The organism is Arthrobacter sp. TmtSoilC77, assembly GCF_059739415.1.
In genome coordinates, this window is record NZ_AP046050.1 from 4234131 (window position 1) to 4255218 (window position 21088).

The following is a 21088-nucleotide window of genomic DNA, read 5'->3' on the forward strand; positions in this document are numbered from 1 at the left end:
AGTCCCGGGCCGGGTAGAGTTCGTGCCGCTGGCAAAACCAAATTGGGGGCGTAATGCGAGTACTGAAACATCCGTTTGTCCGTGGGAACTTTGTCCGGAACGCACGACGGCGGCTGTCTGCTTGCGCTGCATTCCTTGCCATGGCGGTGGCTGGTGGAGTCATGGCCGCTGCGCCTGCGTCGGCCCTATCAGCAACAATCCCTACGGCAGTGGCATCCACAGTTGCGAACAAAGTGGCCGCGCCTACCACGGTGAATCCCCTGCCCAGCGTGGATCCCATCGGGAACCCTGCAAGCTTCTCTGTCCTGGTCAATAAATCCCGGCCACTGAATCCCGCCAGCTACGCCCCCATCGACCTCATCAATGCCCGCGGCTCCGGCCAGTACATGCGGGCCGAAGCCGCTGCCTGGCTCAATGGCCTCTTCCAGGGCGCGGCGGACGCCGGGACGGGCGGCCTGTCGATCGTGAGCGGCTACCGGTCCTATGCCCAGCAGCAGCAGGTTTACTCCTACTACGTCAGCATCTACGGCCAGGCCTATGCGGACACCATCTCGGCACGTCCAGGGTACAGCGAACACCAGACCGGCCTCGCCATGGACATCGGCAATGCTGCCGGTTCCTGTGGCCTGAGCACCTGCTTCGGAGACACAGCAGCCGGCAAATGGGTGGCAGCGAACGCCCACAAGTACGGCTTCATCGTCCGGTACCCCAACGGCTACACGGGCACCACCGGGTACAGCTACGAGCCCTGGCATTTGCGCTATGTTGGCGTTGCGTTGGCCACTGATATGAACCGGCGCGGATTCCCGACGCTGGAGCATTACTTCGCCGGAAATCCGGCGGCCGCCGCGAGCATCAAGTCCGGCGCCGACCTCGTAGCTGCCGACTCTTCCGGCCGGATGCTGCGTTACCCCGCGACGGCGGCAGGCGGGTATGGGGCGGCCGTCCAGATCGGTTCGGGCTGGACCGGCTTGAAGCAGGGCTTCGTAGTGGACTGGGATGTTGATGGCATTTACGACATCCTTGCGCAGTGGAACAACGGCGTCCTGGGCGTTTACCGCGGCCTCCCGGGCGGCGGCTTCGCCGGCCAGGTTGTCGTGGGGAACGGCGGCTGGGATCGCATGACCATCACCGTGGGCAAGTGGACGCACGCGCACCCGCGGCCCGGCGTCGTCGGGTATTTTCCGGATGGTGTGCTGCGCTACTACCCCAACACCTTCGGCGGTGCCCTGAGCGCTCCGCAGGTCATCGGCAAGGGCTGGAACGGCATGGAACTGACCATGGCGGACTGGGAGGGCGACGGCGCGAACGACATCCTGGCGAGGACAGCTTCCGGATCCCTGATCAATTACCGGGGAGACGGCTGGGCTGGTTTCTTTGGCCCGGCCAGCACTGTGGGCACAGGTTGGCAGTACATGCGCATGCTGCTTCCGGGCTTCGGGCTCACCGGCGCCGGCACGCGCGGCATCACTGCGCAAACTGCGGACGGCAACCTGTACAACTACGGCCTCGGCAGGGGTTCCTGGACTACCTACGCGCAGGTTGGATCCGGATGGAACGGCCTGAAGCTCTTCAAGTAGACATGGTTGCGCGCCTGTCATGAGGACCCCCGCAACTGCGCTAAGCTAGGACTCGCTCCGGCGAATAACCGGTGCGACGCGGGCGTAGCTCAATGGTAGAGCGCTAGCTTCCCAAGCTCGATACGCGGGTTCGATTCCCGTCGCCCGCTCCATCATGACCCCTTGCCTCCGGGCAGGGGGTCATCTTGTCGGGAACGATGTGTGGTCCTGGCCCTCTTTGCGCGTGAAACCCGGCCCTCACCAGATAAGGCCCCGCACCCGTCGACCCCGACGGCCACCAAGCCTAAACTCGTAGATACATCCACCTATCCGGGAGGTCCTCCAATGACTCTCACCGACGATGCTGAGGCGGGTCCACTCGCCGTCATCCACCGCCTGCTGGAAGCCACGAACAAGCACGATCTGGAAGCCTTGGCCGAATGCTTTGCGCCTGGCTACGTCAATGAGACGCCTGCCCACCCCACCAGGGGCTTCACGGGCAGGGACGCTATCCGCAGCAACTGGGAGCAGCTCTTCACAGGAGTGCCGAACATCAGAGTTCGAATGGTCTCCCATAGCGTGTCCGGCAACCAAGCTTGGACCGAGCTGCACATGCAGGGCTCGTGGCGGGATGGCACGCCGCATGAGCTCACCGGCGTCATCATTTTCGGCGTGGAAGAGGGCGTCATCAACAGTGCCCGGTTCTACATGGAGCCTGTGGAGCACTTCGTTCGGGTTGACGACACCGCGGATCGCGTCAGCCACCGCGTAACGCATGGCCGGCCCGCCGTCGAGCCTGCACAGTGAGTCAGCCCGATACCAAGCTGCTCAGGCGCGGGGTGTATCGTCAGGAGTCAGGAGCCATTTCGGCTCCGCTCTAGGGAGCCATCATGGGCGACAAATCACCGCGCCAAGCTGCATCGAAGAAATCCAGTAAATCCATCAAGGAAAAGCGCGCGGACAAACGGGCCGCCGAGACGCCCGACACTGCGGCCGCGAAACCCGCAACCGGCCATAAAAAGTGATTGGGGCGCAAAGTCCGCTAAGCATTGGCGTCCTGGGTTCTTCGCTGAAGCCCAACGAGCAACGGCTACCGATCCACCCTCAACATCTTGAGCGCATTGCTCCGGAACTGCGCCAACGGCTCCACCTTGAATATGGTTACGGCGAACGCTTTGGTGTTCCGGACAGCACACTCGCCGGGCTTGTGGGTGGGCTGGGGACCCGGCAGGAGCTCATCGCCGGGAACGACGTCATTCTGCTGCCCAAGCCGCAGGTCGAGGATCTTGCGGAACTTCGGGACGGGCAGACCCTTTGGGGTTGGCCGCACTGCGTCCAGGACGAGGCCATCACCCAACTCGCGATAGATAAAAAGCTAACTCTCATCGCTTTCGAAGCCATGAATCACTGGGCTGCCGACGGCGGCTTCGGACTTCACGTCTTCCACAAAAACAACGAGCTTGCCGGATACTGCTCCGTGCTGCATGCCCTGGCTTTGACCGGCTCGACGGGTGATTACGGTCGTCGGCTGACAGCAGTGGTCATCGGTTTTGGCGCCACTGCCCGCGGAGCCGTGACAGCGTTGAATGCGCACGGCGTCCATGATGTCCAGGTCCTGACGAACAGGGGTGTCGCCGCGGTGGGATCTCCGATCCACTCAGTGCGGATCGTGCAGTTCGACCACGACAACAATGCACCCTTCCTGAGCGAAGTCATCACAGACGGTGGTCGCAAGCCGTTGGCCCCGTTCCTTGCTGCCGCGGACATTGTGGTCAACTGCACCTTGCAGGATCCGAATTCCCCGCTGACGTTTCTCCGGACAGAGGACCTGGCCGATTTCCGGCCGGACAGCCTGATCGTGGATGTGTCCTGCGATCCCGGGATGGGATTCAGCTGGGCAAGGTCCACAACGTTCGATGAACCCATGTTCCGGGTGGGCGGGCACGTGAACTACTACGCCGTTGATCACAGTCCTTCTTACCTGTGGAACTCGGCCAGCTGGGAGATCAGCGAGGCTTTGTTGCCATTCCTGGAGACTGTGGCCGCAGGTCCGGAGGCGTGGGACGCCAATGAGACGATCTCCCGTGCGATCGAGATTCGCGACGGCGTCATCCGCAACACGGATGTGCTCAAGTTCCAGGGACGCTCCGCGGAGTACCCACACTTGCCGGCTGCGGCGGAAGCGTCCGTAAGCTAAAGGCTCCACAGCAAGAAGGCAGTGCCTGCGGCTCCCCGCAGGCACTGCCTTTCTGTTTGCTTTCGGTTTTTACCGCTATGCAGTCTGTGTCCGGTCCACGATCCGGAGCACTCGACGCCGGTCACGCAGGTCCACTTTGATGTGCAGGGAAGCCTTCCGGGCCAGCACGACGGCGACAACAGCCGCCGCCGCTGCCGGCACACCGCCAGCCACAAGGATGGCCAGGTGCGGCCCCAGGTGCTCGGCCAGCCACCCCATGACGGGGCCGCCAATTGCCTGGCCGCCGATGAGCACCACTAAGTACAGGCTCATCACCCGGCCTCGAATGCTCATGTTGGAACTGGTCTGCACCATCTGGTTTGCCGCCGTGAGGAACATGAGGCACCAGAATCCAGCCAGGACCATGGAGACGCTGAACCAGACCATCGACGGCATCACGGACGATAGGCAGAGCATCAAGCCGTACAAGCCCGCCGAGAGCACCACCGACCGCAACCGGAGCTGACGGCGCCGCGTGGACGTGACCGCGCCTATCAGTGCACCGAGCGCGACCATCGCGTTCAGCAGGCCGTAGCCTCCGGCCCCGGCGTCGTACACGTGGTCCGCGAAGGCGGCCAGCAGGACCGGGAGGCTCATTGCGAAAACAGCCACGAACCCGGCCATCAACCATGGCCAGTAGATAGTGGGTTTGCTGAGCGCGTACTGGAGGCCTTCGCGCAGCATGCCCTTCTTGCGGGGCGTCGGCCGGCTAAGATGCAGCTGGTCTTTGCGGAGGATCAAGAGCATAGCGACGGTCGAGCAGCATGCGACTGCATTGGCCGCGAATGCCCAGCCAGCGCCCACGGCGGTGAGCAGCCATCCCGCGAGTGCCGGGCCGATCAGGCCACCGAGCTGGAAGGTTGTTGAGTTGACGCTGATGGCGTTGCGCAGGTACTTGGGACCGACGAGTTCGTTGACGAATACCTGCCGCGCCGGCTGGTCCAGGACGGTCACAAAGCCCAGGACCAGGGCGATCGCGTAGACGTGCCAGACTTCTACGCGCTGGCTGAGGGAAAGCGCCGCCAACGTCGCAGCCAGAACGGCTGCCGCGGACTGGCAGATGATGAGGATCTTTCGCTTGGCGAAGCGGTCTGCCATCATGCCGCCCCACGGGCCAAGGAACAACGACGGCATGAATTGCAGCGCCACGGTAATTCCGACCGCGGTGACGGAACCAGAGAGCTGGAGCACCATCCAGTCCTGGGCAATGCGCTGCATCCAGATCGCAATCACGGCGATGAAGTGGCCAATTGCGAAGATCCTGAAGTTGGGTACTTTCAGGGAGATAAAGGTGTGCCGCCAGGGCAGCTTTTCGCTTACGACGGCGAGTGGCTGGGTGACGGTGTCCGGCGTCTGCGGCGCGGACAGGGAATCGATGACGGGCTGGCTGACGTTTGCCGCTGAAGGCGGTGGGGGTGCCAAAGGTAGTCCTCGGATCGAGAGTTTCGGTGGGATGCCTTTAACGCTATGGTTGCCAGCAGCAATTATGGAAGCGTATTACGCCTATAACTAGCATTGCGGATTGCAATGACGCTCCCGCGCTTTCGCAGTTTTTCCACCCTCCCGAGGAGTTCCGTGTGTTTGAACCTGTCCAGCTCCGCTCCTTCCTGGCCGTCGCAGAGACGCTGAGTTTCACCAAGGCGGCCGAGCGGTTGGGGTTGGCCCAGCCAACGGTGAGCCAGCACGTCCGCAAGCTTGAAGCCGCCGCCAAGCGGGTCCTGGTGGCCCGTGACACCCGGGAAGTCCGGCTGACGGACAACGGTGACGCCATGGCGGGTTTTGCCCGCAGCATCCTTGCCGCCCACGACTCCGCAGCACGATACTTTTCCGGTTCCGCAATGCGGGGCCGCCTCCGGTTTGGCACGGCGGATGACCTCGCCATCACAGGGCTCCCGCGGATCCTGCGCGAATTCCGACAACTGTATCCGCAGATCAACCTGGAACTGACCGTCAGCCAAAGCGACCAACTCTACAAACGCCTCAACGCCGGCCAGCTGGACCTCGTGTTCGTGAAGTGGGTGGCTGGCGCCAAGGAAGGCACCGTGGTCCGGCATGACAACTTCGCGTGGGTTGGCGTTGAGCAAACCGTCCTGGAGCCGGGCGCGCCCGTGCCGCTGATCGCATACCCCGCGCCAAGCCTGAGCCGGAAGTTGGCCATCGACGCCTTGGAAGCCGCCGGGCGCACGTGGCGCATCACATGCAGCACCAAGCAGATCAGCGGCGTACTGGCCGCAGTCCGGGCGGGTATTGGCGTGGCCGTGATGCCGGCGTCCCTGGTTCCCGAAGACCTCAAAGTCATCACCCAACGCTTTGACTTGCCTCCCGTGGGAGATGTCGACTTCACGCTTATCCGCAATCCCCTTGCCAACGCCGAAGTCATTGATGCGCTAACCCAGGCGATCATGGGCCGGGCGCTGAGCAAGTCGAACTAACGACTGGGCCGGCCCGCCTGGTGACGGCGGTGCCCGGCCCACCATTGTGCGATTCGTAGATCACTCAGACCGAATCGACCGTCAGGCAGCGCCGCCTGGATCCGATCGACATCGAACCTCAGAACTGGGCGAATTTCCTCCGGCAGCTCCGGCGCGAACGGGGAGGGTTCACTGACACCCTCAGCGAGCATCTGTGCTTGTGCTTTTGCAACAAGCGGGACCACCATTGTCCACTCCGTGAGCTGCGCAAGTAGGCGGATGGCCCACACCGGGACGGGTAAGTAGACAGGGCGCCTGCCTGCGACTTGTGCAATCCGACGAACAGCGGCGCCAAGTTCCAGCTCTTCGGCTCCAACAACGGCGACCGTCGGGCTTGGAATCCGCCCCTCAAGGGCAGCAATCAATACGTTGACGGCTTCCTCGACGGGTATCGGGCGGACTGTCCGCTCACGATAGCCGACAGTGGCGAAAACCGGCCATGTGCGCACGGCCCGAGTCACGTGGTCCACCATGTGATCACCAGGGCCGTAGATCATGCCCGCCTTAAGGATGGTGTGGTCGATCCCGGACCGCCGGACGAGTTCCTCGGCGGCCCACTTCGTCTCGTGGTAGGGCGATCCACAGTCAGGCCGGGCCCTGAGGAAGCTCAGCATAACTATTCGCTTCACACCCGTTCGTCGGGCGGCCTCAATCACAGCCCGGGTACCGTCGACGTGTACGCGATCGAAGGTCTGGTCTCCGTTCTCTCGATTGATGCCGGCACAGTGCACCACGACCTCACACCCGGAGAATGCCGCCGTCAGGGCATCCGCATCGTCGATCTGCACTCCTGTCCGCCGAGAGATCACCACTGTGTTCTCGCTGCCTAGACGTGCTGCCAAGTGACGGCCAACAAACCCGGTACCACCGGTAATAGCTACACGCATGACGTTGCTCCTTCGCTTATTAGCAATGAAGCTAAACTGTATATAGCAATCGTGCTATATTGCAAACATGGCAGATACGGCATCCGACATCTTCGCCGCACTCGCGCATCCTACGAGGCGGCAGATTCTTCAGGACCTCAAGGACGGCGAGTTGGCTGCGGGCGAGATCGCTGCGAGATTCAGCGCCACAGGCCCAACTATTTCCCGCCACCTGAGCGTGCTCCGCCAGGCAGGCCTGATCGCGGAACGGCGGGACGCCAACCGCATCCTGTACTCACTCGTCGGCGAGCGGCTCGCCCTCTCAGTCGGCGACTTCCTCTCGACCGTCTGCCCGGAGCAGATCGTGTTGCGTGAGGTCCGGAAGCGCAACACCTCACGCTCGTCGTCGATTTCATCTGAGGCCTGAAGTGATGTGTTCGACAGGCGATACAACCTTACTGGGTAAGCGCATTCCAGTTATCCTGAACAAATGATCGATCTCACGACGTTGGCGGACCTTACGCCCGGCATTTGTTCCGTCACCCTGCGGGAGTTGGGGATTGACGACATCGTGCGCATTTCTGCCGACGCGGGCTTGGCAGGCATCGAGTGGGGCACTGATGTCCATGTCAGTGACGCCGCATCCGCTGCCCATGCCAAGGAGGCCACCGAGGCCGCAGGCCTCAGCGTCATGTCGCTCGGTTCCTATTACCGATCCGGAGCTTTCGGCGATTTCGAGCCCGTCCTCAGCCTCGCGGCCGCGCTAGGCGCGCGTCGGATCCGGGTCTGGGCCGGGGAGCTTGGTTCAGCCGACGCCAGCCAGGAGCACTGGGACGCGGTGGTTAAGGACACGCAACGCATCGCCGATCTGGCCGCGGCCCAAGGGACCGCAATCGCCTTCGAGTACCACGGCAACACACTCACGGACTCCCCCGAAACAACACTTGAGCTCCTGCGGCGTGTGAACCACGCCAACGTCGGCACTTACTGGCAGCCCGCCGTCGGGCTTTCCGACCAGCAGGCGCTGGAGTCGTTACACGAAGTCCTCCCCCATCTGGCGGGCGTCCACTGCTTTTCCTGGGGACCTGAGGCTGAACGCCATCCACTGAGGTCGCGCAAGCTCCTATGGCAGACCGTCTCCGATGTCCTTCGCGGCAACGGCAAGGATATGGACATCATGTTGGAGTTCGTTGAGGATGACCTTCCGGACAACGTGCTCAACGACGCCGCTTTCCTGCACACTATTACGCTCGGGGAAGACTAGCGCCACTTCGATTCAAATGCTGTTAGGGAGCGTAATCGCTGACCGGCTAATCCCGCCGTCCGGTCGACACCTAGTTCAGCGAGATTCGCAGACGTTCCACGCCCTCGGCACCTTCCGACACTTGCTCCATGAGCTCCGGTTCATTGGAAAGGCGACCAAGCATGTTTGCCAGATGGTCCCGTTCCGCAACAGCCTGCCACGCTTCCTGCTGTTCGGTGAGCATTGCGGGAAGTTCAATGGGCATGGACGCTCCTGAGGATTTCGCGTGCGGCTTGTTGCTCACGGACACCGGGCCGTTCGGCCAAGTCCGCCGCCACCACTAGTGGGGGAAGTTCGTCGGGGACTTGCTCGGCGGCGCGGAGGATTACATTCGGCCTCTTGCCAGGGATTGACTCAACCAGGAACCAATCCCTGACGACGTCCTTGAGTTCGTCGCGTCGCACGTAGGCTTCAACCTCTGAGTTGGCCAGCAGTCGAGAGCGCGGGTGAGAGACTCCGGAGAGGTGGATTCGTTTGTCCTCCCGAAGCTCGGCGATGTCATCCGGGCTGGAAGAGAACTCGAATTTTTCGGCACGATTGGCCAGCCATGCCGCGAGAAGCTTAAGTAAGTCCGGGGACTCCTCCAGTCGGTTGATGCGCTGTTTCAGGCGATGTTTCTCGACCGGCGAGGGTTCGAAGTAAGCGAGGAGAGAGCGCCCCGGGCTGTCTTCCCAAAAGCAGGACATGAGTTGCCAAGCACTGCGTTCTGAGAGCGGCCGGCCAGCAGGCTTACCAGGCCGGTACTGGACGGCGTCAGCTTCGTCAACGATCCACCGCCCGCCAACCCGTTGGCCACGAATACGTCCGGACTGGACGAGCTGCCGCGCTCGGCTCTCGTTGACGTTAAGTCGCTTCGCCAGTTCGGGGATACTCAGTGCCATTACACAATCCTAGCGGTATCGCTATGAATATGTAATCAGGCTTCAATTACGCCCATTACATATTCCTAGCAACTTCGCTACAAATGTGTAATCCCAGCGCGACCCCGAGAAAACCAGATACACGCTTGCGCCCGGGCCGGGCCGGCCAAGGGGCCCGCGACGCTCACGAAAACTGCAAGCAACTAGGCTGTTTGGCTCTCCACCGGAAGCTCGGTGCTTCGGCGGAGTTTGACGGAGCCAACCACAGAGCCGCCATCCGGGTCGCCGGCCGCAAGCCTTCCAATCTCTTCAAGCGGCAGGTAGACCGTGGACAGGGCGGGACGGAAGTCCCGCAGTGTTTCAATGTCGTCAAAACCAGCGATGTTTGCGTCACGGGGAATCCACACGCCCTGTGACCGCAATGCGGCTGTCACGCCGATGGCCATGACGTCGTTCACCGCGAAGATGCAGAGGCGTTCGCCGGAGGCCTTGATTCGTTCGGCCAGCGCCAGCCCGGCGTCGTATCCTCCCGCACGGTTGAAGCCTGTACGAATAACCTCGGCGGGGTGCCGGCCGGTGTCGGCGAGTCCGCGCTGGAAGCCGCGGATCCGGTCATCGGAGGTCAGGAGCCCTTCAGGGCCGCCAACAACGACGAAGGCGCCCTCATGCACGGCAGCCAACTGGTCAGCGAGCTCCGCGGCGAGGTCCTCGTTGGGCACCTCAACCACGTGGTAGCCCTCGTCGGTAGTGGAGCCCACGATCGGGTGACCTACGACGCCGACATGCCCGCCATTACGGCAATAGCGATCCAACTCGGCAGCCAGCTCCACATTGCCCTGCTCGTCCTCGGGCCGTGCCGAGCGTGAACCTGCGATGACGATTGAATCTGCGCGACGGGCCGCGAAGGCTGCCACAGCTTCCCGCTCATCCGAAGGAGCGCCGGAGGTACTGGCCAACAAAACCATGCGGTTCTGTTGGCGGGCTGCCTCCTGGACGCCGCGGGCAATGGCCGAAAAGTAGGGGTCGGCGATGTCGTGGACAATCAGTCCGATGAGTCCCGAGCTGGACTTTGCAAGCGCCTGGGCCTGGGCATTGGGGACGTAGCCGAGCTTTTCCGCGGCCTCACGGACGCGCTCCGCGATATCCTCTGCGGGCTTACGTGTGGAACCGTTGAGGACACGGGACGCCGTGGCAAGGGAGACCCCTGCCAAACGGGCAACTTCACTCAATGTGCTGGCGGCCACGAGGCCCTCCTTTTCTGCAAGCCTTCGAGACTGGCGCTAAAGAAATTATGGCAGTCTTCACCCATTTTCGGGAAAGCGCTTGCCAATACGGCTCTGCGTAGTGCATGATCGACGCAATGGGAATGCGCTTTCCCACCTCTCGAATCGCAAACACCGGCAACGCACAGCGCCCGGCACACAAGGACCTGGAGAAAACATGGGCTACGAAACAAAGACGATCCGCATCGCCATGAACGGCATCACCGGCCGTATGGGTTACCGCCAGCATTTGCTGCGGTCCATCCTCCCCATCCGCGACGCCGGTGGCTTCACGCTCGACGACGGCACCAAGGTTCAGGTGGAACCGATCCTCGTTGGCCGCAACGAAGCCAAGATCCGCGAGCTCGCCGAACTCCACAAGGTCTCCGAATGGTCCACGGACCTTGACGCCGTCATCAACGACCCCACCGTGGACGTCGTCTTCGATGCATCTATGACCAGCCTCCGCGCCGCCACCTTGAAAAAGGCCATGCGCGCCGGCAAGCACATCTTCACCGAGAAGCCCACGGCGGAGACCCTCGACGAAGCAATCGAGCTGGCACAAATCGGCAAGGAGTCCGGCGTCACCGCAGGCGTCGTGCACGACAAGCTGTACCTCCCCGGCCTGGTCAAGCTCCGCCGCCTCGTGGACGAGGGATTCTTCGGCCGCATCCTCTCCATCCGCGGCGAATTCGGCTACTGGGTCTTCGAAGGCGACGTCCAGGCAGCCCAGCGCCCGTCCTGGAACTACCGGAAGGAAGACGGCGGCGGAATGACCACGGACATGTTCTGCCACTGGAACTACGTGCTCGAAGGCATCATCGGCAAGGTCAAGAGCGTCAACGCCAAGACCGCCACCCACATCCCCGCGCGTTGGGATGAAGCCGGCAAGGAATACAAGGCCACCGCTGACGATGCTTCCTACGGCATCTTCGAACTCGAAACCCCGGCCGGCGACGAGGTCATCGGGCAGATCAACTCCTCCTGGGCCGTCCGCGTCTACCGCGACGAACTGGTCGAGTTCCAGATCGACGGCACGCACGGTTCCGCCGTCGCCGGTTTGAACAAGTGCGTTGCGCAGCAGCGCGCCCACACACCCAAGCCGGTCTGGAACCCGGACCTGCCCGTCACCGAATCCTTCCGCAGCCAGTGGCAGGAAGTTCCGGCCAACGCTGAACTGGACAACGGCTTCAAGCTGCAGTGGGAAGAATTCCTGCGCGACGTGGTGGCCGGCCGCGAACACCGCTTCGGCCTGCTCTCCGCAGCACGCGGCGTACAGCTTGCCGAGCTCGGCCTGCAGTCCTCCGCAGAGCGCCGCACCATCGACATCCCGGAGATCACCCTCTAATGACGTCACTCATTCTTCCCACCAACGACGGCGGCACCCGCGAGTACCGCCTCCAGCCCGCCACTGCGTGGGTCAAGCCGAGCGCCCCGCTGACGGCCCGCCGCGCGTACGCCGCAGCCCACGTCATCCCTGAGGTCGCTGCTGACAACACCCCTGGCGCCCCTGCGCAGCTTGATTGGGATGCCACGCTGGCATACCGCCATGAGCTTTGGTCCTACGGACTTGGGGTGGCTGATGCCATGGATACCGCGCAGCGCGGCATGGGCCTGGACTGGGCAGCTACCCAGCAGCTCATCAAGCGCACCGGTGCCGAGGCCGCTTCCGTGGTGGCAACGGGCAACGCAGCAACGGCCGGTAAGTCCGTCCGCGACCTTGTCTCCTGCGGCGCAGGCACGGACCAGCTGGATATCGCTGCCCTTCCCGACGGCGCTGCCGGCATCCAAGCGGTCATCGATGCCTACCGCGAGCAGATCGCCGTCGTCAGCGAATCGGGTCCCAAGGTCATCCTCATGGCGTCCCGCGCCTTGGCCAAGGTGGCCAACGGCGCAGACGACTATCTGCACGTCTATTCGACGCTCCTGCAGGAAGTGGATCAGCCCGTCATCCTGCACTGGCTCGGCACCATGTTCGACCCCGCGCTGGCCGGTTACTGGGGCTCGGACGACGTTTCAGCGGCCACCGAAACGTTCCTCAGCCTGATCCGCGAACACGCGGACAAGGTCGATGGCGTGAAAGTCTCGCTTCTGGACGCTTCCCATGAAGTCGCCCTCCGGGCCAACCTTCCGGAAGGAGTCCGCCTCTACACAGGCGACGACTTCAACTATCCCGAACTTATCGACGGCGACCAGACGCACCACTCCGATGCCCTGCTGGGCATCTTCGCTGCCATCTACCCCGCCGCTTCGGTTGCCTTGCAGAAGTACGACGCCGGCCAAGGTGCAGAGGGTCGGGCCATCCTGGACTCTACGCGTGAGCTCGGAAAGCACATCTTCAGCGCACCGACGTTCTACTACAAGACGGGCATCGCGTTCATGTCCTGGCTCAACGGCAAGCAGCCCGGGTTCCAGATGGTTGGAGGACTGCACTCGGGACGATCTGTGCTGCACCTGGCCAAGACCTTCGAACTTGCCGATCAGGCCGGCTTGTTGAAGGACCCGTCACTGGCAGCATTCCGGATGTCCGACTACCTCAGGATCAACGGAGTGGGCGCATGAGCGATTTTTCCAGACTCTCGCTGAACAGCGCGACTACCAAAAAGTGGACTCTTGCCGAAGCCGTTGACGGTTGTGCACGCGCCGGCATTCCCGCGATCGGACCGTGGCGTGACCGTGTTGCCGAGGCTGGGCTGGATAAAGCAGCGAAGCTCATCAAGGACGCCGGCCTCCGGGTTTCGTCCCTGTGCCGGGGAGGCTTCCTCACGGCGGCTGATGCTGAAGGTCAGGCTGCGGCGCTGGCGGACAATTTCGAAGCCGTCCGCGAAGCAGTCGCGCTGGACACCCAGGAGCTGTTCCTGGTGGTTGGCGGGCTTGCTCCAGGCGAGAAGGACGTGGTTGCTGCCCGCCAACGTGTCGCCGACCGCCTTGAGGAACTCGTCCCGTTCGCTGCTGAGAATGGTGTACGGCTGGTGCTGGAACCCCTGCATCCGATGTATGCCGCCGACCGTGCGCTCATCTCCACCCTTGGCCAGGCCCTGGATCTCGCCGCGCCGTACGACGCCAGGACTGTGGGCGTCGCCGTCGATACGTTCCACGTCTGGTGGGATCCGGAACTGAAGGCGCAGATCGAACGTGCCGGGCGCGAAAAGCGCATTGCCTCCTACCAGGTATGTGATTTCAACCTGCCGATCGCTTCAGACGCGCTGCTATCCCGCGGCATGATGGGCGACGGCGTCATTGACTTCGCGACGATCGGCACCTGGGTCCGCGACGCCGGATACACGGGCGACATCGAGGTTGAGATCTTCAACCAGGAGATCTGGGACGCCGATGGCGATACCGTCCTGGAAACTATGAAGCAGCGTTACGCGGAGCTTGTCCTCCCGTACGCCTAAGAACCCCAACACCCCAAGAACGTGGTCCTCCCGCGGATGCCCTAAGCTCCGCGGGAGGACCGCCCCCAAAGCAAGCGAGCCCCTGCCCGGTCACGGCAGGGGCTCGCTTTTTCGTATCGTTTTGTTTCAGCGGGGAGGCGCGGAATGCCCATGTTAGATAAGTGGTACATAGCTGAAACATTGCGTCGATGAGAGGAAACAATGGCCGCCTACGCTGGTTTCACCTGGACAAAGAGGTCCAAGAAACCACTGAAAGGACACCACCATGATGCTCTTGAAGACTCTCAACTTTTTCCTGGACGCCAGCAGCAGCCACAGCGGCTCCTCAGGCGATTCCCCTGAAGAAAACTCGCCTGCCGCCACCTTCGCCTCGGAGCGCCTGTCGTCCAGCGCCTGGGAGGGCTGGTGGGACGACGCCGACCAGGGCTTCCCGGCAGGGGCGTAATCCGCGCGGAGCCCCAGCCCGGCTAAAGATTGGCGGGCACGTGGACCTGCGCGCGCGGAACACCGATCAAGGTGAGAGTGCCGCCGTCGTTGGCTTGTAACTCCACCCGGATATTCCGGGTTCCCTCTTCGGGCTGGACCGAGCTGACACGGAAAATCTCACCATGGATTTCCACACTGTCGCCGTCGCGAACAGCCTTAAGCTTCCTGCGCGTGGTGCCGGACCCGTTGACGCGCTGCGCTTCACTTCTTGTCTTTGGCATCTGCTTTTCGTTCCCGGGCTTCGTTGGCGCGTGTTTCGTCTTCGTAGTTCTCACGAAGTTCCTGCCCGCGGCGGATAACTTCGTCTTCCTGCTTCTGCTGCTTATCGCTGCGCTTGGTATCCTTCGGCGGGAGTTGGATGCTTTCTTCAGCTTCAATACCTCCCTGCAATTGCCGCCCGCGTTCCATTTCGGCGTCAAATTCCGCGCCGAAAAGCAGCGACATGTTCAGGATCCACAGCCAGAGCAGCATGATGATGACGCCTGCCAGCGTTCCGTAGGTCTTGTTGTAATTGCTGAAATTCGCAACGTAGAAGCCAAAACCGAGCGATGCCAGGGCAAAAATAACCAGGGCAATGAGGGATCCCGGGCTCATCCAACGGAACTTGGGCTGCTTGACGTTGGGGGTGTAGTAGTAGAGCACCGCAATGACGATGACCACCAGCACGATCAGGACAGGCCACTTGGCGATATTCCACACCGTGAGGATCGTGTCGGACATTCCGATTGCCTTACCTATAGCCTCCGCCACTGGTCCGCTCAGGACGAGCATCGCGGCGGCCAGTGCCGCGCCCACAAGCGCGACGACGGTCACGGCGAGCATCGTCCCGCGCAGTTTGATGAAGCCGCGGCCTTCATCCACTTCGTACACGCGGTTCATCGCCCTGCTGAAGGCCGTGGTGTACCCGGAGGCCGACCACAACGCCACCAGGATGCCCAGGGCCAGTGCAAAGCCCGCCGCGTTGGAGCGCGTCAGTTCCTCAATTGGCTGCCGCATGGCGTCAACACCGGGCCCTGGAGCGAACTGCTGCACGATGTCCAGCAACGCGTTGGTGGTTTTCCCTGCGTCGCCAAAGATCCCGATGAGGGAAACCAACGCCAAAAGCGCGGGGAAAAGGGAGAGCACGGCATAGTAGGTGAGGCCGGCAGCGGCATCGGGACACTGATCCTTGTTGAACTCCCGCAGCGTCCTCTTGGCTATATACATCCACGTGGGCTTCACCAGGTCGTTGAGACTATCCGGCTTGCGCTCGTCTTCAGGGGCGGGAGCGCTGCCCGCCTTCGCCGTGCTGGTGTGTGCTGAATTTTGAGTACTCATGGGACACCTGTTCGTGGGTTGAGCATGCGCGAACAAACTAACCACTTAATAGTAAGCATGCTGATGAATTGCATGGAAGAACCAGGCACGGAGATCCTGCGGATCCCGGAAACTGCCCCTGTGGAAAGATGCCCTACGCGGGCTTGCCCAGCAGGAATTCGGACGGCGATTCAATGACAGCGCGGATCACTTGACCCGCCGCGCCCAGCAGCGTCCCGGAGTGCTCCAAAAGCGAAACTGTGAGGCTTTCCGGCTTCAGCAGCCCCGGTGCGTATCTTTCCAAACTCGACAGCACTGCCGGTTTCAGCCACTCGGCGAGGACGGCAAAGTGCCCCCCGAGCACCACGGCTTCGACGTCCATCAGGCGCGCAGAAGAGGCGAGCGCGATGCCCAGGTACCGTCCAGCGTCCCGAACTGCACGCTTGGCATGCGGCTCATCGGCGGCCAAGGCGGCGAGCAGAAGTTCGGTTCGCCCGCCAAGAGACCCCTCCGGGATGCGGGCAGCTTCGAAAATGGCTTCCTGGCCGGCGAATGTTTCCAAGCAGCCAGCCCCTCCACAGGAACATGAAGGCCCCTCGGGATGCACCACGATGTGGCCCAGTTCTCCGGCGGAACCGCCAGGTCCCGTGTAGAGCTCCGAACCGATGATGACCCCACCGCCAACGCCCACTTCGCCGGAAACGTAGAGGAAGTCCGAGGGGCCTTCGCCGTACCAAAGCTCACCAAGCGCAGCACTGTTTGCCTCGTTGGACAGCCTGACACCGAGCGGCGCGTCCTCCAGCAACGCCCGCGGATTCAATTGCTCGTGCTCCCAATGGAGGTTTGGGGCGGACAGGACGATGTCGCGTTGCTCGTCAACCAGCCCGGGAACCGCAAGACCGCCACCGAGGATCGTGATGCCGGCAGAGGCGGCTGCGGCTTTCGCCTGACCGGCCAGCACGCCCAGTTCGTCCATGACGGCACCCGGCTTGAGCCCGCGGTTGCGGGACTCCACCGTGGAACTGAAACGCAGGTTCCCGCCGAGGTCCACCAAGCCCACGGCCAGATAGTCGACGTTGATTTCCATTCCGACAACGCCTCGGCGGGAGCTGAGCTCAAGGCCCTGGCCTGGCCGCCCCCGCTCCCCATCGCGATACAGACCCACCTCGGAGACGAGGCCTGACTCCACGAGATCGGCGACCAGACTCGATACCGCTGCCTTGGTCAGCCCCGTTCCAGCCGCCACCTGGGCGCGACTGGGTTTGGCGTCGCCGTTGCGGGCGATCGAATCCAGGACAAGCGAAAGATTACGACGGCGGACGTCACCTACGCGCCCCGGGGCAGCTTGCTCATTCACTCTGGCAGCCTCCTCAAGGGCTTGAAAGATTTTTGCTGGCTTCCATTGACCATGATCCATCATCCCCCATATAGTTCAGATTGAAAACTAATTGGAGTGCTTTTTATCCATGGCCTCCCCGCCGCCTTGCAAAGGAGCAACAATGACCCCGCAGCCAACTCCCCAGGACCGTTTCACGTTTGGCCTTTGGACCGTGGGATGGACGGGCGCCGATCCCTTCGGCGTTGCAACCCGGGCAGCCCTGGACCCCATTGAAGCCGTTCATAAGCTCAGTGAACTCGGCGCTTACGGCATCACTTTCCACGACAACGACCTCGTCCCCTTTGACGCCAGCGCCTCCGAGCGCGACCTCATCCTGAAGAACTTCAAGGGCGCATTGGCCGAAACGGGCCTCAAGGTTCCGATGGTTACCACCAACCTGTTTAGCCACCCCGTCTTCAAGGACGGCGGATTTACCTCAAACGACCGCTCCGTCCGACGCTTTGCCCTCAGCAAGATCCTGCGCAACATCGACCTCGCCGCTGAACTGGGCGCCGAGACGTTCGTGATGTGGGGCGGCCGCGAAGGCAGCGAATACGACGGCTCCAAGGATCTCTCCGCCGCGTTGGATCGCATGAAGGAAGGCGTGGACACCGCCGCCGGCTACATCAAGGAGAAGGGCTACGGTCTTCGGATTGCCCTGGAACCCAAGCCCAACGAGCCCCGCGGCGATATCTTCCTGCCGACTGTTGGCCACGGTCTTGCGTTCATCGCCCAGCTGGAACACGGCGACATTGTGGGCCTGAACCCCGAGACCGGCCACGAGCAAATGGCGGGCCTGAACTTCACCCACGGTATTGCCCAAGCCCTCTGGGCCGGCAAGCTCTTCCACATCGACCTCAACGGCCAGCGCGGGATCAAGTACGACCAAGACCTCGTCTTCGGCCATGGCGACCTCACCAGCGCCTTCTTTACGGTGGACCTCCTGGAGAATGGCTTCCCCAACGGCGGGCCCAAGTACGACGGTCCCCGCCACTTCGACTACAAGCCCTCCCGCACGGATGGCTACGACGGCGTATGGGAATCGGCCAAGTCCAACATGTCCATGTACCTGCTCCTGAAGGAACGCGCCCTTGCTTTCCGCGCAGATCCGGAGGTTCAGGAAGCGCTGGCCACGTCGGGCGTCTTCGAACTCGGCGAGCCCACATTGAACGCCGGCGAAACCACTGCCGACCTCCTGGCTGACGCCGGCGCCTTCGAAACGTTCGACGCCGACAAGGCCGCCCAGCGCTCGTTCGCGTTCGTCCGCCTCAACCAGCTCGCCATCGAGCACCTTCTGGGCGCGCGCTAAAGACCAGCCATTCGCAATTCCGTCGCCGGGGCCACAAGGTTCCTTGTTTTTCCGGGCTGCCAGTCCCGGCGACGGTCCCCCAAAAGAACAGTCCGCAAAGGAACAAACGCATGCCTCTCGTAGCCGGGATCGACAGCTCCACCCAGTCCTGCAAGGTGGTCATCAGGGACTCTGACACAGGAGCCCTGGTGCGGCAGGGGCGCGCGTCACATCCTGAGGGCACCGAGGTCCATCCAGATCATTGGTGGAGTGCCCTCCAGGAAGCCATCAGCCAGGCCGGCGGCTTGGACGACGTCGATGCTGTCTCGGTCGGGGGCCAGCAGCACGGCATGGTCTGCCTGGATGAATCAGGAAACGTGGTTCGCCCGGCGCTGCTGTGGAATGACACCCGGTCCGCGCTGGACGCCGAAGAGTTGATCCTTGAAGCCGGCCAAGGCGATGCCGCGGCCGGAGCTTCGTATTGGGCAGCCAGCACGGGGACGGTGCCCGTGGCATCCCTGACGGCCACCAAACTTCGGTGGTTGGCTCGAAACGAACCGGAAAATGCCCGGCGCACTTCTGCCGTTTGCCTTCCGCATGACTGGTTGTCGTGGCGTTTGGCCGGTCATGGGCCTGGCACAGGACCGTCCTCTTTGGAGCTGCTCCGCACAGATCGGTCCGATGCTTCCGGCACGGGGTACTTCTCGTCCAGAACGGGCGAATACTTCCCGGAAGTCCTCAAAGGCACCCTCGGCCATGTCCCGGTGCTGCCGGCCGTCGTCGGGCCTTTGGAAGCATCCGGCAAGACGCCGGGCGGTGCCCTGATCGGACCCGGTGCAGGCGATAACGCCGCAGCAGGGCTGGGCGTCAGCGCCGCAGTGGGAGATGTTGTTATTTCGATCGGCACATCAGGGACCGTGTTCGCTGTGTCGGCGGTCCCGTCCCAGGATGCGAGCGGGCTGGTGGCAGGGTTCGCCGATGCCACAGGGAACTACCTGCCTCTTGCCTGTACGCTCAACGCCACCCGGATCTTCGATGCCACCGCTGCGTTGCTTGGCGTGGACTTACAGGAATTCGGCATGCTGGCGCTGTCCGCCGCTGAAGGTGCAGGCGGCCTGACGCTTGTGCCGTATTTTGAAGGCGAACGGACGCCCAACCTTCCGGATGCCACAGGTTCCCTCCATGGGCTCACGGTTTCCAACTACACCCCCGCGAATCTGGCCAGGGCCGCCGTCGAAGGTGTCCTGTGCTCCTTGGCCGACGGCCTCGCCGCTCTGCAGGCGCAGGGCGTGGCGGCCAGCCGCATCATCCTGGTGGGCGGCGGCGCCCAGTCCGAGGCTGTGCAGCAGGTTGCGGCTGAAGTCTTCAGATTGCCGGTGTTCGTGCCCGCTCCCGGGGAATACGTGGCAAACGGTGCTGCACGGCAAGCGGCCGGCGTCCTCACGGGAAAGCTGCCCGATTGGCCGCTTGAAGGAATCGAGGTTGCTGCGTCGAAGACTTCCGGGACGCCGGCGTTCCTGACGAGGTACCGCCATTACGCCGCCAAGGCCGCCTTGGGCTGATCGCCGCGTATGTGCTCTATCGTGACAGGGTGAGCACTGAACAATCCGCAGCAAACAGGCCTCCTGTCATGGAGGACGTCGCCCGCGTTGCCGGCGTTTCGCACCAAACTGTGTCCCGTGTTCTGAACAACCACCCCAACGTGAGCTCAAAGACCCGGGAGCGCGTTGAGCAGGCAATCACTGAACTTGGGTACCGCCGCAACACCGCTGCACGCAGCCTGGTGACCCGGCGCTCCCAGACCATCGGTGTGCTGGGAAGCGAGTTGGCGCAGTACGGCCCGTCCCACACCCTTCTCGGAGTGCAGCAGGCAGCCAGGGACGCAGGCTATTTTGTCAGCGTCGCCGGTTTGCGGGAAGTCACGCCTGAAACCATCAAGGACGCCATGGCCCACTTCATGGACCAAGGCGTGGACGGCATCGTCGTGACAGTGCCGCACCCCGGAACCTTTGACGTCCTCAAGGACATCACCGCTCAAGTGCCGCTGGTGGCAGTGGGCTCTGTCGGCGACGAGCACCTCAGCGGCGCCACCGTGGACCAGCGCGAGGGAGCGCGCCTGGCCGTCCAGCACCTCCTCGCGTTGGGTCACAAGCACATCGGGCATCTTTCCGGGCCTGCTGACTGGATTGACGCAGTTGCCCGCACCGAGGGTTGGCGGGACGCCCTGCGGGAGGCCGGCCTGGAACCAGCCGCCCTGATCGAAGGCGACTGGAGCGCTGAATGCGGCTACCTCGAGGGCCTGAAAATCGCCGCTGAGCGTTCCATGACGGCCCTGTTCGTCGCCAACGACCAAATGGCCCTCGGGGTGCTACGGGCGTTCCATGAAGCGGGCGTCCGGGTCCCCGCGGATATCAGTGTTGTGGGCTTCGACGACCAACCTGAAGCCGCGTACTTTATCCCGCCGCTGACCACCGTGGCCCAGGACTTTGAGGAGCTTGGGCAACGCTGCATCGGCTTGCTGCTTGATCGTCTGGAGACCGGCACTACGGGTAGTCCGGTGAGCGTGAAGCCCCGGCTCGTTGTCCGGTCCACCACGGCGCCCCTCTCGAACTAACCGAAGCACGCAGTTCTCCGGCCCTCTCTTGACATCAAAGTTGTGAGCGCTAACAATTGCATCAGACCTTC

General features: G+C 62.7%; 22 protein-coding genes and 1 tRNA gene. 15 read left to right on the plus strand and 8 right to left on the minus strand.

The features are described from left to right. The first annotated feature begins 209 nt into the window (after positions 1-209). From AC6I99_RS19560 to AC6I99_RS19580, 5 genes are all read left to right on the plus strand, one after another. Complete coding sequence (locus AC6I99_RS19560; RefSeq protein ID WP_497961586.1) at positions 210-1580, plus strand: M15 family metallopeptidase; 1371 nt, start codon at positions 210-212, stop codon at positions 1578-1580. A gap of 78 nt (positions 1581-1658) precedes the next feature. After that, positions 1659-1732: transfer RNA gene (locus AC6I99_RS19565), tRNA-Gly, on the plus strand. A gap of 172 nt (positions 1733-1904) precedes the next feature. Next, positions 1905-2366 (plus strand): nuclear transport factor 2 family protein, encoded by a 462-nt coding sequence (locus tag AC6I99_RS19570; RefSeq protein WP_224165548.1) that lies wholly within the window; start codon positions 1905-1907, stop codon positions 2364-2366. Positions 2367-2449: 83 nt separating this feature from the next. Next, positions 2450-2584 (plus strand): hypothetical protein, encoded by a 135-nt coding sequence (locus tag AC6I99_RS19575; protein ID WP_263422272.1) that lies wholly within the window; start codon positions 2450-2452, stop codon positions 2582-2584. Next, on the plus strand, positions 2581-3756 hold the full coding sequence (locus AC6I99_RS19580; protein ID WP_497961588.1) for a N(5)-(carboxyethyl)ornithine synthase: 1176 nt from the start codon (positions 2581-2583) through the stop codon (positions 3754-3756). Before AC6I99_RS19575 ends, AC6I99_RS19580 begins: the two co-directional genes overlap by 4 nt. 75 nt (positions 3757-3831) lie before the next feature. On the opposite strand, the gene AC6I99_RS19585 is transcribed toward AC6I99_RS19580, so the two are convergent. Continuing rightward, entirely contained in the window at positions 3832-5217 is a 1386-nt protein-coding gene (locus tag AC6I99_RS19585; protein WP_224089353.1) for an MFS transporter, read from the minus strand. A gap of 155 nt (positions 5218-5372) precedes the next feature. Here AC6I99_RS19585 and AC6I99_RS19590 point away from each other — a divergent pair, with 155 nt between their 5' ends. Next, positions 5373-6227 carry a LysR substrate-binding domain-containing protein gene (locus AC6I99_RS19590; protein ID WP_223934726.1) on the plus strand — a complete coding sequence of 285 codons (855 nt, stop codon included), beginning with the start codon at positions 5373-5375 and terminating at the stop codon, positions 6225-6227. Here the strand turns inward: AC6I99_RS19590 and AC6I99_RS19595 are convergent. Then, positions 6224-7153 carry an NAD-dependent epimerase/dehydratase family protein gene (locus AC6I99_RS19595; protein WP_497944245.1) on the minus strand — a complete coding sequence of 310 codons (930 nt, stop codon included), beginning with the start codon at positions 7151-7153 and terminating at the stop codon, positions 6224-6226. The genes AC6I99_RS19590 and AC6I99_RS19595 overlap by 4 nt on opposite strands. Positions 7154-7220: 67 nt before the next feature. Between AC6I99_RS19595 and AC6I99_RS19600 the strand changes: the two genes are divergently transcribed. Together AC6I99_RS19600 and AC6I99_RS19605 are read left to right on the plus strand one after the other, a co-directional pair. Beyond that, on the plus strand, positions 7221-7559 hold the full coding sequence (locus tag AC6I99_RS19600) for a metalloregulator ArsR/SmtB family transcription factor (RefSeq protein WP_224165551.1): 339 nt from the start codon (positions 7221-7223) through the stop codon (positions 7557-7559). A 63-nt stretch (positions 7560-7622) separates the two neighbouring features. Continuing rightward, positions 7623-8396 (plus strand): sugar phosphate isomerase/epimerase family protein, encoded by a 774-nt coding sequence (locus AC6I99_RS19605; protein ID WP_497944244.1) that lies wholly within the window; start codon positions 7623-7625, stop codon positions 8394-8396. 70 nt (positions 8397-8466) lie between these two features. Here AC6I99_RS19605 and AC6I99_RS19610 read toward each other — a convergent pair whose 3' ends face one another. From AC6I99_RS19610 to AC6I99_RS19620, 3 genes are all read right to left on the minus strand, one after another. Further along, entirely contained in the window at positions 8467-8640 is a 174-nt protein-coding gene (locus AC6I99_RS19610) for a hypothetical protein (RefSeq protein ID WP_309928602.1), read from the minus strand. Further along, positions 8630-9316: a helix-turn-helix domain-containing protein gene (locus AC6I99_RS19615; RefSeq protein WP_497961590.1), complete on the minus strand. Its 687-nt coding sequence runs from the start codon at positions 9314-9316 to the stop codon at positions 8630-8632. Before AC6I99_RS19615 ends, AC6I99_RS19610 begins: the two co-directional genes overlap by 11 nt. A 182-nt stretch (positions 9317-9498) precedes the next feature. Then, positions 9499-10539, minus strand: a complete 1041-nt coding sequence (locus tag AC6I99_RS19620; protein ID WP_497961592.1) for a LacI family DNA-binding transcriptional regulator — start codon at positions 10537-10539, stop codon at positions 9499-9501. Between the two features lie 196 nt (positions 10540-10735). Here AC6I99_RS19620 and AC6I99_RS19625 point away from each other — a divergent pair, with 196 nt between their 5' ends. The 4 genes from AC6I99_RS19625 (at position 10736) to AC6I99_RS19640 (ending at position 14400) form a co-directional block, all read left to right on the plus strand. Continuing rightward, complete coding sequence (locus tag AC6I99_RS19625; protein WP_497961593.1) at positions 10736-11905, plus strand: Gfo/Idh/MocA family protein; 1170 nt, start codon at positions 10736-10738, stop codon at positions 11903-11905. Then, positions 11905-13119, plus strand: coding sequence for a dihydrodipicolinate synthase family protein (locus AC6I99_RS19630; protein WP_497961594.1), 1215 nt, complete (start codon positions 11905-11907; stop codon positions 13117-13119). Before AC6I99_RS19625 ends, AC6I99_RS19630 begins: the two co-directional genes overlap by 1 nt. Next, complete coding sequence (locus tag AC6I99_RS19635) at positions 13116-13955, plus strand: sugar phosphate isomerase/epimerase family protein (protein WP_497961595.1); 840 nt, start codon at positions 13116-13118, stop codon at positions 13953-13955. The genes AC6I99_RS19630 and AC6I99_RS19635 overlap by 4 nt, the downstream gene beginning before the upstream one ends. Positions 13956-14220: 265 nt before the next feature. Continuing rightward, positions 14221-14400 carry a hypothetical protein gene (locus AC6I99_RS19640; RefSeq protein WP_224089363.1) on the plus strand — a complete coding sequence of 60 codons (180 nt, stop codon included), beginning with the start codon at positions 14221-14223 and terminating at the stop codon, positions 14398-14400. A 22-nt stretch (positions 14401-14422) separates the two neighbouring features. Here the strand turns inward: AC6I99_RS19640 and AC6I99_RS19645 are convergent, their stop codons facing one another. From AC6I99_RS19645 to AC6I99_RS19655, 3 genes are all read right to left on the minus strand, one after another. Further along, positions 14423-14662 (minus strand): hypothetical protein, encoded by a 240-nt coding sequence (locus tag AC6I99_RS19645; protein ID WP_309928609.1) that lies wholly within the window; start codon positions 14660-14662, stop codon positions 14423-14425. Beyond that, a complete protein-coding gene (locus AC6I99_RS19650; RefSeq protein WP_497961597.1) occupies positions 14643-15758 on the minus strand; it encodes a YihY/virulence factor BrkB family protein in 1116 nt (371 codons plus the stop codon). The genes AC6I99_RS19645 and AC6I99_RS19650 overlap by 20 nt, the downstream gene beginning before the upstream one ends. 133 nt (positions 15759-15891) lie before the next feature. Further along, on the minus strand, positions 15892-17154 hold the full coding sequence (locus AC6I99_RS19655; protein ID WP_497962006.1) for an ROK family transcriptional regulator: 1263 nt from the start codon (positions 17152-17154) through the stop codon (positions 15892-15894). Positions 17155-17236: 82 nt separating this feature from the next. Here AC6I99_RS19655 and xylA point away from each other — a divergent pair, with 82 nt between their 5' ends. The 3 genes from xylA to AC6I99_RS19670 all read left to right on the plus strand — a co-directional run bounded on the left by xylA (position 17237) and on the right by AC6I99_RS19670 (position 21017). Continuing rightward, complete coding sequence (gene xylA, locus AC6I99_RS19660) at positions 17237-18424, plus strand: xylose isomerase (RefSeq protein WP_497944235.1); 1188 nt, start codon at positions 17237-17239, stop codon at positions 18422-18424. A gap of 110 nt (positions 18425-18534) precedes the next feature. Further along, a complete protein-coding gene (gene xylB / locus AC6I99_RS19665; protein WP_497961599.1) occupies positions 18535-19965 on the plus strand; it encodes a xylulokinase in 1431 nt (476 codons plus the stop codon). Between the two features lie 68 nt (positions 19966-20033). Then, positions 20034-21017 (plus strand): LacI family DNA-binding transcriptional regulator, encoded by a 984-nt coding sequence (locus AC6I99_RS19670; protein ID WP_497962008.1) that lies wholly within the window; start codon positions 20034-20036, stop codon positions 21015-21017. Positions 21018-21088 lie beyond the last annotated feature (71 nt).

Bases quoted from the DNA above. Each gene is read 5' to 3' on its own strand.
- AC6I99_RS19640 (WP_224089363.1), top strand. From the start codon at position 14,221: ATGATGCTCTTGAAGACTCTCAACTTTTTCCTGGACGCCAGCAGCAGC.
- AC6I99_RS19575 (WP_263422272.1), top strand. From the start codon at position 2,450: ATGGGCGACAAATCACCGCGCCAAGCTGCATCGAAGAAATCCAGTAAA.
- xylB (WP_497961599.1), top strand. From the start codon at position 18,535: ATGCCTCTCGTAGCCGGGATCGACAGCTCCACCCAGTCCTGCAAGGTG.
- AC6I99_RS19610 (WP_309928602.1), bottom strand. From the start codon at position 8,640: ATGCCCATTGAACTTCCCGCAATGCTCACCGAACAGCAGGAAGCGTGG.
- AC6I99_RS19625 (WP_497961593.1), top strand. From the start codon at position 10,736: ATGGGCTACGAAACAAAGACGATCCGCATCGCCATGAACGGCATCACC.
- AC6I99_RS19600 (WP_224165551.1), top strand. From the start codon at position 7,221: ATGGCAGATACGGCATCCGACATCTTCGCCGCACTCGCGCATCCTACG.
- AC6I99_RS19605 (WP_497944244.1), top strand. From the start codon at position 7,623: ATGATCGATCTCACGACGTTGGCGGACCTTACGCCCGGCATTTGTTCC.
- xylA (WP_497944235.1), top strand. From the start codon at position 17,237: ATGACCCCGCAGCCAACTCCCCAGGACCGTTTCACGTTTGGCCTTTGG.
- AC6I99_RS19595 (WP_497944245.1), bottom strand. From the start codon at position 7,153: ATGCGTGTAGCTATTACCGGTGGTACCGGGTTTGTTGGCCGTCACTTG.
- AC6I99_RS19570 (WP_224165548.1), top strand. From the start codon at position 1,905: ATGACTCTCACCGACGATGCTGAGGCGGGTCCACTCGCCGTCATCCAC.
- AC6I99_RS19630 (WP_497961594.1), top strand. From the start codon at position 11,905: ATGACGTCACTCATTCTTCCCACCAACGACGGCGGCACCCGCGAGTAC.
- AC6I99_RS19645 (WP_309928609.1), bottom strand. From the start codon at position 14,662: ATGCCAAAGACAAGAAGTGAAGCGCAGCGCGTCAACGGGTCCGGCACC.
- AC6I99_RS19615 (WP_497961590.1), bottom strand. From the start codon at position 9,316: ATGGCACTGAGTATCCCCGAACTGGCGAAGCGACTTAACGTCAACGAG.
- AC6I99_RS19670 (WP_497962008.1), top strand. From the start codon at position 20,034: ATGGAGGACGTCGCCCGCGTTGCCGGCGTTTCGCACCAAACTGTGTCC.
- AC6I99_RS19655 (WP_497962006.1), bottom strand. From the start codon at position 17,154: ATGGATCATGGTCAATGGAAGCCAGCAAAAATCTTTCAAGCCCTTGAG.
- AC6I99_RS19635 (WP_497961595.1), top strand. From the start codon at position 13,116: ATGAGCGATTTTTCCAGACTCTCGCTGAACAGCGCGACTACCAAAAAG.
- AC6I99_RS19650 (WP_497961597.1), bottom strand. From the start codon at position 15,758: ATGAGTACTCAAAATTCAGCACACACCAGCACGGCGAAGGCGGGCAGC.